The sequence below is a fragment of the Nocardiopsis eucommiae genome, assembly GCF_965344335.1.
Lineage (GTDB): Bacteria > Actinomycetota > Actinomycetes > Streptosporangiales > Streptosporangiaceae > Nocardiopsis > Nocardiopsis eucommiae.
Genome location: NZ_CBDRIY010000050.1, coordinates 1 through 11,843 on the forward strand (window position 1 = coordinate 1; position 11,843 = coordinate 11,843).

An 11,843-nucleotide genomic window follows, 5' to 3' on the forward strand; every position below is an offset into this window, starting at 1 on the left:
CCCCCCCCCCCCTCCGGCGGTCAACGGACCGTCACCGTCTCCTGGCCAGGAGGATGCTGATGTTGTCCTTGCCACCGGCCTCCATGGCGGCCTGCCACAGGGCGTGCACGGCGGCCTCGTCGCTGCCCGCCTCCGCGATCATCCGCTCCATCTCCTCCGGCAGCACCAGGTCCGACAGACCGTCGCTGCACATGAGCCAGGCGCTGGGGTCGGCGGCGTCGTCCCGTCCCACATGGGGGACCATCGACCCGCCGGAGCTGCCGCCCAGGGACTGGGTGATGAAGTTGGTGGTGACGGGGCGGCCGTCCTCAGAGGGAGGGAGGGCCGGGGAGTCGTCCTCGGAGAGCTGGCGCAGGTGGCGGCCCTCCAGACGGTAGGTGCGGGAGTCACCCACGTTGAACCAGAAGTTGCCGTCGCTGTTGAGCAGGACGCCGGCGACCGTGGTCCCCATGCCGGAGAACTCGGTGTGCTGAAGCGCGTGGTCCTTGATCTCCTCGTCGATGTTGGTGAGGAGCTGGGCGATCTCCTCCGGGCCGTTGAGGCGCGGCCCCATCTCGGCCATGCGGTGCACCGCGTGCTCGGAGGCGATCTCTCCGGCGGCCTGGCCGCCGATCCCGTCCGCGACCGCGAGGATGACCGGTTCACTCACCGGCAGCACGCAGCGGACCGGGGAGGTCATGTTCGCGCTGGCGACGGTGAGAGCACCCATGACCACGGAGTCCTCGTTGGCGGGGCGGATAGCGCCCCGGTGCGTGAGGGCCGTGACAATGACTTCCCCACCAGCGACACCCATACGCCCTTCCTCCCGTTTCATCGGCCGTGGCCGGTTGCCCGGCGTCTGGCGCCGGGCCTTGGTCGAGTCCCGTACATCGTCTGGATTCTGTAACCGTACCGAGCCACCGCCGGAGTCGGTCAAAATCCGCGTACATCATGGCGGAAAACACCCGGATATGCAGTTCCCGCACCGGTTTTCGCCGCCAAAAGTGTTGTGGCGGTTGATCCTGGGACGTGTGTGGTGCCGTCGTTCGGTTCGGGTCTGACAGTAGCGGTGCCGGGGACCTCCCGACAGGGCCCACCGCCAGGTTCGGCCAACCCGCAGACCAGAGGCCCCGTACGGGTCCGGTCCCACGGCTCCCCGACCCGCGCCGGGCACCCCGTGCCGTCCCGAAGGCGATCGGCGCCACGTTGTCGGTTCCGTGAGGGTCTGGCAGAATGGACCCGTTGGGTGTCTAAGACGCAGACACACACGACCGCCCCGGGCGGTGCCCTGACCTCCTCAGGCGTCCCGGTGGCTCGAACTCCCTTTCGACGGTCGTTTGGTGTGATCTCATGCGTCCTTCCCTTCCTCTCTTCTCCTCTCCGGTCTCCACCGTCCGTGCGCGCCGCGTACGCGCGGCGCTCCGTGCCGCCCGCCATCCCCCTCCACCGGGCCCCGATCCCGGACGCGTCCTCCGCTGAACCGTCCGCCACGATCCCCCGGTCCCGCCGCCCCGTACCCGGGCGGCACCGGCGCCACCGCGGCCGCCGGCGACGGACCCACCGCGCAAGCCCCGCCCGGGAGGATTCCGACTCCCCGCTCCGGAGTCCCACCGGGCCCATCCACGACGGACACCACGGCGGTGTCCAAGGAGTCCAAAGCCCAGTGAAGATCGCCATGGTCGCCGAACACGCCAATCCCCTCCCCGCTCACCGGGGCGAACCGGCCTGCCCCGCGAGCCTGCACGTGTGTGCCCTGTCCCGCCAGCTCGCCAAGCGCGGGCACCGGGTGACCGTCTACGTCCGCCGCAGTGACCCCGACCAGCCCGACGGCCGCACCCGCATGGCGCGCGGCGTCTCGGTCGCCTACCTCGACGCGGGGCCCGCCCGTCCGCTCTCGGAGGACGAGCACGCCGAGCACACCGGCGCCTTCGGCACCGCGCTCGCCGCCGTGCTCGACGAGGACGTCCCCGACGTCCTGCACGCCATCGGCTGGACCAGCGGTCTGGCCGCACTGCACGCCCAGGCGCACAGCGAGAAGGACCAGAGCGGGACCCCGATCGTCCAGACCTTCCACTCGCTCAACGCCAGCGAGCAGCGCTCCGGCCTGCCCGACCGGCCGGACCGCGCCCGCATGGAGACGATCCTCGCCGCGCGCGCCGACCACGTGCTGGTCAACTCCACCGACCAGCAGGGGGAGCTGGCCCGCCTGCGCGTGCCCCGCCACCACGTGAGCGTCGTGCCGTTCGGCGTGGACCCCGACCACTTCAGCGTGGAGGGCAGCGCCTCCGCCGAGCCGTGGCACTCCCGCCGCGAGGAGCGCGCCCGACTGGTCTCCGTGACCTCCCTGACCGAGGCGGGGGGCGCCCGGCGTCTGGTCGAGTCGATGGTCCGCCTGCCCGAGGCCGAGTTGGCGCTCGTCTCCACGGCCGAGGACCAGGAGGTCGCCCTGGACGAGAACGCCCGCGGGATCGAGCTGCTCGCCAAGGAGCTCGGCGTGGACGACCGCGTGCACCTGACCGGTCCGCTGGAGCGCAAGGAGCTCCCGCGCCTGCTGCGCTCGGCCGACGTGTTCGTGTCGGCCGCGTCCTACGACCCCTACGGCGGCGCGGTCCTGGAGGCCATGGCCTGCGGACTTCCCGTGGTGGCCACCGCCACCGGCGCGGTCCCCGGGGCGGTCCTGCACCGCACCAGCGGGGTCCTGATGCGCTTCGGCCGTCCCGACGAGGTCGCCCGCTCGGTACGCGCCGTGCTGAACACGCCCACCATGAGCACCGCCTACGGGATCGCCGCGGTGGACCGCGCCCGTTCCCGGTTCACGTGGCAGCGGATCGCCATCGAGACGGAGCTCGCCTACGAACGTTCCCGTCCACAGCTGGCCGCGCGCGACGAGATCGAGGAGGATGAGGCGGACCTCCTCCTGTCCGGTTCCCCCAACTGAACGGTCCGCCCACACCGATGACCTTCGAACACCAGGGACTCCTCTTCCGCCATGAGAGACGGTTCCACGACGTGGCGTCGGAGCGGCTGCGATCCGCCGTCCGCGCCGACGCCCACGTCGTGCTCTCCGTCGCCGACCCGACCCCGCTCCTGAACGGGCTCGACCGGCACGAGCGAGGCAGGGTGGAGGTCATCGGGAGGGACGACCTCTACGAGGCCCCTGGGCGCACTCTGGCCGCCCTGCACCGCTTGGCCCTCCTCCACGGCCCGGGAGAGGTGAGCGTCGTGGCCGAGCCGCCACTGGCGCCGCTCGTCCACGGACCCACGATGGAGCTGCGCGAGTGGCACCGTCTGGAGTCGGTGTTGAGCACCGCGTTGGCGCCGATGCGCATGCGGATGCTGTGCGTGCACGACGAGCGCTCCCTGGGGCCGGGGGTGCGGGCCGCGATACGGGCGACGCACCCGACGCTCGTGGGCGAGGCGGGCCCGCGACCCAACCCCGCGTACCGCGGAACGGAGGCCTTCGGCCAGCGGCCGCTCGCGCCGGAACCGCTCTCCGTGCGGGGACCGGTGCACCGCCTGGAGATCGGGCAGTCGCTCCCCCGGCTGCGCGAGGAGATCGCGTCGCTCGCGAGCGCGGTCGGTCTGCCTCCGAGCCGCGTGGACAGCATGGTCGTGGCGGTGAACGAGCTCGCGGCGAACGTGCTCGAACACGGCGCGGGCAAGGGCAGCGTCCACCTGTGGCGGGCGCCGGACCGGTGGGTGTGCGACGTGTTCGACGAACACGGCGACCTCAGCGATCCGCTCGCCGGATACCGCCCGGCCGACACGCTCAGGTCGCGCGGCTACGGGCTGTGGATCACCCGGCAGACCTGCGACTTCCTGGAGATCTGCGGCAGCGGCGAGGGGTCGCTGACCCGGCTCCACTTCGTCGATCCGACGCGCGCGGACTCGGGCCGCACGGGGTGCGGCCGGAGTGCCGGGGTCAGCCCTTGAGCGTGTCCACGGCGTTGTCCGTGCTCGCGTCGATCGGGATGACCTGGTCGATACCGGCTATCACGAACAGGCGGTTCACCTGCTGCTGCGGTTCGGTGACGACGAGTCCGAGCCCGAGGTCACGGGCCTGACGGAAGGCCGAGACCAGCACCCCGATGCAGCGGGAGTCGCAGAAGCCCACCTTGGCCAGGTCCACCACCACACCGACGGGCAGGGGTGCGGACAGCACCTCGTCCAGAGCCTCCGCGAGCGCGGGCGAGGTGACCGCGTCCATCTCCCCCACGGGTGTCACGACGACGACGCCATCCTCGCGGCGGATCGAGATGTCTGACGTCACGCTCGGTTCTCCTTGTCGTTCGCGTGCACCGTGGGAGCTCGACGCACCCCGGGCGGACCGACCGCCACCGCGTACCGCGACGGCCCCGAACCCTCATCATGACGGCTCACTGTCACGCTCGGGACTCGGAGTGACCTCGACACGTAGGCGAACCCGCCGCCTCAGCGCCCGTCTGGCCTCGGACGGCGCGACCTCTGCGGTCCGGTGTTCTCCGCGACGAGGTCCCGGGCCACGTCCACGACCTTCTTCCGGTTACGCTGCGCGACCTGCCGCAGTGCCGCGAAGGCGGTGTCGGCGTCACAGCCCCGGGCGTGCATGATGATGCCCTTCGCCTGGTCGATCACGGTGCGCGCGGACATCGCACGGCGCATGTGGGCGGACTCGCGGGCGGCGTCGGCCCGGCGGTCGGCCGTGTTCAGGGCCATCGCCGCGTGCTCGGCCAGCAGGGCGGTGAGCTGGGAGACGACCTCCTCGTCGAAGGCGTCGGCGCGCCCGGAGTGCACGCCGAACGTGAGGATGCGGTCCTCGTCACCGTCGTCCCCGGACAGCTTGCTGGGCTGGGTGACGGAGGAGCGGTCGCCGCACTGGACCGCCATGCTCGTGTACCGGGGCCAGCGGTGTTCCCGCAGCACATCCGCGACGCGGACCTGGGTCATCTCCCGGACCGCCTCCACGGTGGGGCCCTGGTCGGTCGTGTACTGGTGTTCCAGGGCCTCCGCGAGGTCGGAGTGCGAGGCGCCGTAGTCGGTGACCACGTGCCGGATGGAGCCGTCCCGGCCCACCACCTCGCGCCAGACCACCACGAGCGCGGCCGAGCAGCCGGGCACCCCGAGGGAGGCGGCCCGGCTCATCTGGTCCAGGGCGCGTTCGAGGGTGGTGTGCTCCTCCTGCCCCAACGCACCGATGTCACGGGCGAGGTGTTCGATCCACACAGTCCGAACCTCCTCCGACGATTCCCGGCTCCCCTCTCCAAAGGTAACCTTCGGGGGACCCTCGACCGGACCGGCCGGGTGTTCGGGCCCGTCGCCGGCGGGACGTCCTCGACGATGACCGGGAGATCGTGCGTGCCGGAGAAACTCGCCAGACTGCAACGGGAGATCGCCGCTCTGAGTGAGCGCATCAGCGCCCTGCGCAGTACGCACGCCATGTACCCCGACGACGCCCGGGGCACCGCCGAGGCCGCCCTGGCCGAGCTGGAGTACGCCGAACGCCTGCTGGAGTCCGCCGGGTCGGAACTGGCCCGGTCGCACAGCGAACCCCCCGAGCCACGCAGACCTGCCGACGAGGGCGACCGCGCCCTGCTGCGCGCGGTGTTCAACGAGCTCAGCGTGCCCGTGGTGCTGCTCGACCACGACGGCTACGTCCGCAGGATCAACGGGGCCGGGGCCACCCAGCTGGGCAGTGCGCCCGGCTACCTCACCGGCAAGCCCTTCACGCACTTCGTGGACCTGCGCAAGCGGGCCGCCATGCAGTCCTGGCTGGCCGCCGTCCTGCGCGGGGACGGTCCGGCGCACCTGGAGTCGAGGCTGGCCCAACGCGGCTGGGCGGAGGACGTGCACCTGACTCTCACCCGCCTGGAGCTGCCCACCGAGGCGCAGCCGCTGGTGCTGGTGGCGATGTCACCGCCCATGAGCGGGACCGAGGAGGAGGGCCCCGCCCCCCTGGAGTCCGAGGTCGAGGACCAGGTGGTCGTTCTGGCCGCGCGGCGGCTGGACGTGCTCACCCGGATGACCCGGCTGCTGCTGCGCGGCACCACCCCGACCCGGGACCTGGCCCTGACGGACGCCGCCGACCTCCTGGCCGACTCGTACGCCGACTGGGTGATCATCGACGTCTGCGACCTGCCCGAGGGTCCACGGGCGGCCCGCCGCGCGGCCGTGGTCGGCCCCGCCGACGCCCCCGAGGGGCAGCGCGAGGAGGTCGCGGGGCTCACCCCCGGCGACTCCGACATCCCCGGCGAGGTGCTGGGCCGGGGCCAGTCCCTGCTCTTCCCCCTGATCGAGGACGAGACGGTCCTGGGCCACTCGGGGAGCGGCGCGCCCCTCCTGTCGGCCCTGGGCGCGGGTTCGCTGCTGTCCGTCCCCCTGAGGGGCAGCCGTGGCGTACGCGGAGCCCTCACCCTGATCCGACGCAGCAACCGGGGCAGCTTCCGCCTCGCCGACCTCGGACTCATCGAGGAGATCGGCGAGCACATCGGGCTGGCGCTCCCGGCCCGCTAGAGGTGTTGGCTGTGCTTGTTGTGCTTCTACTCCGGCCCGTGCAGTGTGTCCACCAGGGTGGACAGCCGTGAGGCCGACCGGTCGACCCTGCGGACGGCGTCCACGAGCGGCTGGTCGACCTCCTGGTAGTTGTCGACGATGTGCTCGCGCAGGGCGGCGAGGTCGGTCTGGACCTGGCGGGAGCGCTGGGCGAGCTGTTCGGCCAGGACCCGGCCGGGTTCGCCGGTCTCCTGGTTGAGGACCCGCTGGAGCGACCTGGCCTGTTCACGCATCTGTGCCTTGAGCTGGTGCAGCTCCACGAACACCTCGACCTTGGAGCGCAGCACCCACGGGTCGAACGGTTTGATCAGGAAGTCCACCGCGCGTGACGAGTAGCCGCGGAAGACCTGGTGCCGATCGACTTCCTGGGCGGTCAGGAAGATGATCGGCACGTCCTTGGTCTTCTCGCGCTGCTTGATGTGCGCGGCGGTCTCGTACCCGTCCATGCCCGGCATGATCACGTCGAGCAGGATGACCGCGAAGTCGGTGCCCAGAAGGTGCTTCAGCGCCTCCTCACCGGAGTTGGCCCGGACCAGGTTCTGGTCGAGGGACGTGAGGGCCGCCTCCAACGCGATGAGGTTCTCGTCGCGGTCGTCGACGAGAAGGATGTTGGCCTTCTGAGTCACTGCTGGCTACTCCGAGTCTTCGGTCGGGGCGGTACCGGTGCTGTCGGTGTCCCCGCTCGCGTCGTGGTTATCCCTGGTGTCACTGTGGTCGTCGGGGCCCGTGGCGCCATTGTGCCCGGCCGGCGACCCGGCCGTCCCACCGGCCCTGAGATCGTCGCCCGCGGCACCGGCCCTGGTCTCCTCCGGGCCCGCCGTGAGCCACCGACGCATGACGTCCAGGAGGTGGTCCAGGTCCACCGGCTTGGTCACGTAGTCCGTGGCTCCCGCCGCGAGGCTGCGCTCCCGGTCACCCTGCATGGCCTTGGCCGTGAGGGAGATGATGGGCAGGTCCTCGAACTGCGGCATCTCCCGGATGCGCTGGGTGGTCTGGTTGCCGTCCAGCTCGGGCATCATCACGTCCATCAGGACGAGGGAGATGTCCTCGTTGGCCTCCAGCTTCTCGATGCCGGTGTGCCCGTTGTCAGCGTAGAGGACCTCCAGCCCCTGGGCTTCGAGGGCGCTGGTCAGGGCGAACACGTTACGCACGTCGTCGTCGACGATCAGCACCCGCTGGCCCGCGAGCACCGCCCGACGTTCGGGGTCCGTGCGGGCCTCCACGGTCTCCTGGGCGTTCTCGGCCGACTCGGTCTCGGCCGGTTCGGGCGCCTTGAGCACCTGCACCATGGGCAGCGGTTCGGTCGTCTCGCCCGAGTCGGTCAGGGCCGCCACGACGGCGTCGAAGTCCTCGTCCGGAAGGTTGAGGTCGTCGTCGGACAGGTCCGGCAGGGAGTCGTACTCGATCCGGCTCGGCTCGATCGCGGGCACGGGCTCCAGGGCGGTGAGCTCGTCCGCGTTCTCCCCGGCGTCGTCGGGCAGGCGGACCGGGAGCAGCAGGGTGAAGGTCGACCCCTGGTTGGAGACGCTCTGGACCCGGATCTCGCCACCGAGCAGGCGGGCGAAGTTCCGGCTGATGGACAGGCCCAGGCCCGTGCCGCCGAAACGTCGTGAGGTGCCGCCGTCACCCTGGTGGAAGGCCTCGAAGATCACCTGGAGCTTGTCCTCCGCGATCCCGATCCCGGTGTCGGCCACGGTGAACGCGATGACCTCCTCGTTCTCCACGAACATGTCGAGGTCGGCGTCCTCCAGCGCCCACGCGGGCTCGATCAGCAGCCGCACCTCGCCCTGCGGGGTGAACTTGACCGCGTTGGAGAGCAGGTTGCGCAGGATCTGCTGGAGCCGCTGCTCGTCGGTCCACAGCGTCTCCGGGATGTCCGGTGAGACGTCCACCGCGAACGCCAGCCCCTGCTCCCCGGTGACCGGCCGGAAGGTGGCCTCCACGTAGTCGACGAGCTGGGCGATGGAGACCTCGCTGGGCTGCACCTCGGCGCGGCCCGCCTCCACCTTGGACAGGTCCAGGATCTCGTCGATGAGCAGCAGCAGGTCGCTGCCGGCCTTGTGGATGGTCTGGGCGAACTCCACCTGCTTCGCGGACAGGTTCTGCTCGGCGTTGTCCGCGAGCAGGCGGGCCAGGATCAGCAGGCTGTTCAGCGGCGTACGCAGCTCGTGCGACATGTTGGCCAGGAACTCGGACTTGTACTTGGACGAGACCTGGAGCTGGTGGGCGCGCTCCTCCAGCGCGTTCCGGGAGCGCTGGATCTGCTGGTTCTGGAGTTCGATCGCGCGGTTCTGGTTGGCCAGCTGGGTGGCCTTCTGCCGCAGCTCCGCGTTCTTGCCGCGCAGCTCCTCCTGCTGGCGCTGGAGCTCGTTGGAGCGTTCGCGCAGCTGGCTGGTGAGCTGCTGGGACTGTTCGAGCAGGTGCTCGGTGCGGTTGTTGGCCAGGATGGTGTTGATGGTGGTGCCCAGCAGGGCCACCAGCTGGCGCAGGAAGTTCTTGTGGATCTCCCGGAACTCGTCGTAGGACGCGAACTCGATGACGCCGAGCGAGCGCCCCTCGGTGACGATGGGGAGGATGTACAGGTTGCGCGGCTGCGCCCCGCCCAGTGCGGACTCGACCGTCACGTAGCCGGGCGGGATGTTCGACACCTGCTGCTCGACCTGCTGGGACAGGGCCTCTCCGGCCAGCCCAACGCCCTTGCGGATGCGCTGGCGCCCCTCGGGCGGGTCGAAGCCGAACCCGGCGTAGAGGCGGAAGACACCCTCGTTGTCCTGGTCCTCGGGCAGGTAGCAGGCACCGTGCTGGGCGTGGATGAGCGGCGTCACCTCGGTCATGATCAGGCGGGCGAGCTCGTTGAGGTCGCGGTGGCCCTGGATGTGACCGGAGATGCGGGCCAGGTTGGACTTGAGCCAGTCGGCGTCGGCCTGGTCGGCGGTGGTCTCGCGCAGGTTGGACACCATCAGGTTGATGTTGTCCTTGAGCTGTTCCATCTCGCCGCGCGTGTCGACCTGGATGTTGCGGGTCAGGTCGCCCTTGGCGACGGCGTTGGCGACCTCCGCGATCGCGCGGACCTGCGTGGTGAGGTTGCCCGCCAGCCCGTTCACGCTGTCGGTCAGCTGCTTCCAGGTACCGGTCACGCCCTCGACCTTGGCCTGGCCGCCCAGCTGACCCTGGCTGCCCACCTCGTGCGCCACGCGGGTGACCTCGGTGGCGAAGGCCGACAGCTGGTCGACCATGGTGTTCACCGTCGTCTTGACCTCGAGGATCTCCCCCTGGGCGTTGACGTCGATCTTCTTGGTGAGGTCACCGGCGGCGACGGCGGTCGTGACCTCGGAGATGTTGCGCACCTGCGTGGTGAGGTTGTGCGACATCGAGTTCACGTTCTCGGTGAGGTCGTTCCAGATGCCGGAGACGCCCTTGACGCTGGCGCGACCGCCCAGCTTGCCCTCGGTGCCCACCTCGCGGGCCACCCGGGTCACCTCGTCCGCGAAGGCGGAGAGCTGGTCCACCATCACGTTGATGGTGTCCTTCAGCTCCAGCATCTCGCCCTTGGCGTTGACGGTGACCTTCTTGGTCAGGTCTCCGGCGGCGACCGCCCGCGTGACCATGGAGATCTGCCGCACCTGGTAGGTCAGGTTGTTGGCCATGGAGTTCACGTTGTCCGTGAGGTCCTTCCAGACCCCGGACACGTCGCGCACGTGGGCCTGACCGGCCAGCTTGCCCTCGGTACCCACTTCGCGGGCGACCCTGGTGACCTCGTCCGCGAACGTCGACAACTGGTCCACCATCTTGTTGATGGTGTCCTTCATGTCGAGCATCTCGCCTTGAGCGTCGACCGTGATCTTCTTGCTGAGGTCACCCTTGGCGACCGCCGTCGTGACCTGGGAGATGTTGCGGACCTGGTAGGTGAGGCTGTTGGCCATCGAGTTGACGTTGTCGGTCAGGTCCTTCCAGATGCCCGACACGCCCTTGACGTTGGCGCGGCCGCCCAGCTTGCCCTCGGTGCCGACCTCACGGGCCACCCTGGTGACCTCGTCGGCGAGGGAGTCGAGCTGGTCGACCATGGTGTTCACGGTGTTCTTGAGGGCGAGCATCTCGCCCTGGACGTCCACCTCGACCTTGCGGGTCAGGTCGCCCCGGGCCACCGCCGTGGTCACCTTGGAGATGTCGCGGACCTGGTTGGTCAGGTTGTCCGCCATGGAGTTCACGTTGTCCGTGAGGTTCTTCCAGATGCCCTGGACCCCGCGGACGTTGGCGCGTCCGCCGAGCTTGCCCTCCGTGCCGACCTCGCGGGCCACGCGGGTGACCTCGTCGGCGAACGTGGAGAGCTGGTCCACCATCGTGTTGAAGGTGTCCTTGAGCTCCAGCATCTCGCCCTGGACGTCGATGGTGATCTTCTTGCTGAGGTCACCACGGGCGACGGCGGTCGTGACGGTCGAGATGTCACGGACCTGGAGGGTGAGGCGGGAGGCCATCTGGTTGACCGACTCGGTGACCTCGCGCCAGGCACCGGAGACGTCCTCGACGCGGGCGCTGCCGCCCAGCTTGCCCTCGGTGCCGACCTCGCGGGCGACCCGGGTGACCTCCTCGGTGAAGCCGCTCATCTGGTCGGCCATCCGGTTCACGGTGTTGGCCAGGCGCAGGAGGTCGCCCTTGAGTTCGCCCCGGCGGCCCTCGGTGGAGGCCCTGCGGTTCAGTTCGCCCTCGGCCACCGAGTCCAGGACCCGGGCGACGTCGGTCACGGGTTCCGCGACCTCGTCGAGGAGGATGTTGAGGGCCCGGGCGCTGTTGCCCCACGCGCCCCGCGCCGGGTGGACGTTGACCCGCTCGTTGAGACGGCCCTCGTCGCGCACGACGTCACCGACCCGCTGGAGTTCGGTGCTGAGCTGTTCGCTGTGGTCGATCACCTCGTTGAACACCGAGGTGATCTCGCGGAGTTTGCCGCTGCCGCGCGACCTGAGCCGGACACTGAAGTCGCCGTCACGCATCCGGTACAGGGCACTCAGGATCTCGTCGAGCTGGTCGTCGGCCAGTTCCGTGACCGCCTCGGGCATGAACCCCTCCTCAATCCCGCACGTCTTCTCGGCCACCGAACGCGCACGGCCCACGGTGAAAGGGCCCCGAGCGCGTCGCGCGCACGGGACTCGGGGGCGCACGTGCCTCACGCGCGCCCCTGGTGACATCCCGTCACGCTACCGTCGCGGAATACCACCCGAAAGAAGCGGATGTGTCGTCTTACACTAACTGCCTGAGCCAAAGCGCACAGGAGTGTTGGCCATGTTGCCCTTTCGCTCATGGCTGACCGACCCCGGGGCAGGCCCGGGCACGCCGTTCCC

The 11,843-nt window shown here is 70.1% G+C and carries 8 protein-coding genes; 3 read left to right on the forward strand and 5 right to left on the reverse strand.

All coding sequences use genetic code 11. The annotated features are described in order from the left end of the window. Window positions 1-31 precede the first annotated feature (31 nt). Window positions 32-793, reverse strand: a complete 762-nt coding sequence (locus ACRWK8_RS23935; protein ID WP_017590331.1) for a PP2C family protein-serine/threonine phosphatase — start codon at window positions 791-793, stop codon at window positions 32-34. Between the two features lie 849 nt (window positions 794-1,642). On the opposite strand from ACRWK8_RS23935, the gene ACRWK8_RS23940 reads away from it, so the two are divergent. Both ACRWK8_RS23940 and ACRWK8_RS23945 read left to right on the forward strand, forming a co-directional pair. Next, complete coding sequence (locus tag ACRWK8_RS23940) at window positions 1,643-2,917, forward strand: glycosyltransferase (RefSeq protein WP_431872932.1); 1,275 nt, start codon at window positions 1,643-1,645, stop codon at window positions 2,915-2,917. 17 nt (window positions 2,918-2,934) lie between these two features. Beyond that, a complete protein-coding gene (locus tag ACRWK8_RS23945) occupies window positions 2,935-3,912 on the forward strand; it encodes an anti-sigma factor RsbA family regulatory protein (protein ID WP_378738380.1) in 978 nt (325 codons plus the stop codon). Here the strand turns inward: ACRWK8_RS23945 and ACRWK8_RS23950 are convergent. Then, a complete protein-coding gene (locus ACRWK8_RS23950) occupies window positions 3,902-4,249 on the reverse strand; it encodes an STAS domain-containing protein (RefSeq protein ID WP_378738382.1) in 348 nt (115 codons plus the stop codon). The genes ACRWK8_RS23945 and ACRWK8_RS23950 overlap by 11 nt on opposite strands. Before the next feature lie 161 nt (window positions 4,250-4,410). Beyond that, window positions 4,411-5,181, reverse strand: a complete 771-nt coding sequence (locus ACRWK8_RS23955) for an ANTAR domain-containing response regulator (RefSeq protein ID WP_378738385.1) — start codon at window positions 5,179-5,181, stop codon at window positions 4,411-4,413. A gap of 132 nt (window positions 5,182-5,313) precedes the next feature. On the opposite strand from ACRWK8_RS23955, the gene ACRWK8_RS23960 reads away from it, so the two are divergent. Further along, entirely contained in the window at window positions 5,314-6,468 is a 1,155-nt protein-coding gene (locus ACRWK8_RS23960) for a PAS domain-containing protein (RefSeq protein WP_378738387.1), read from the forward strand. Between the two features lie 26 nt (window positions 6,469-6,494). Here the strand turns inward: ACRWK8_RS23960 and ACRWK8_RS23965 are convergent, their stop codons facing one another. Together ACRWK8_RS23965 and ACRWK8_RS23970 are read right to left on the reverse strand one after the other, a co-directional pair. Next, entirely contained in the window at window positions 6,495-7,133 is a 639-nt protein-coding gene (locus tag ACRWK8_RS23965) for a response regulator (RefSeq protein WP_378738389.1), read from the reverse strand. 6 nt (window positions 7,134-7,139) lie between these two features. Beyond that, complete coding sequence (locus ACRWK8_RS23970) at window positions 7,140-11,561, reverse strand: HAMP domain-containing protein (RefSeq protein WP_431872933.1); 4,422 nt, start codon at window positions 11,559-11,561, stop codon at window positions 7,140-7,142. Window positions 11,562-11,843 lie beyond the last annotated feature (282 nt).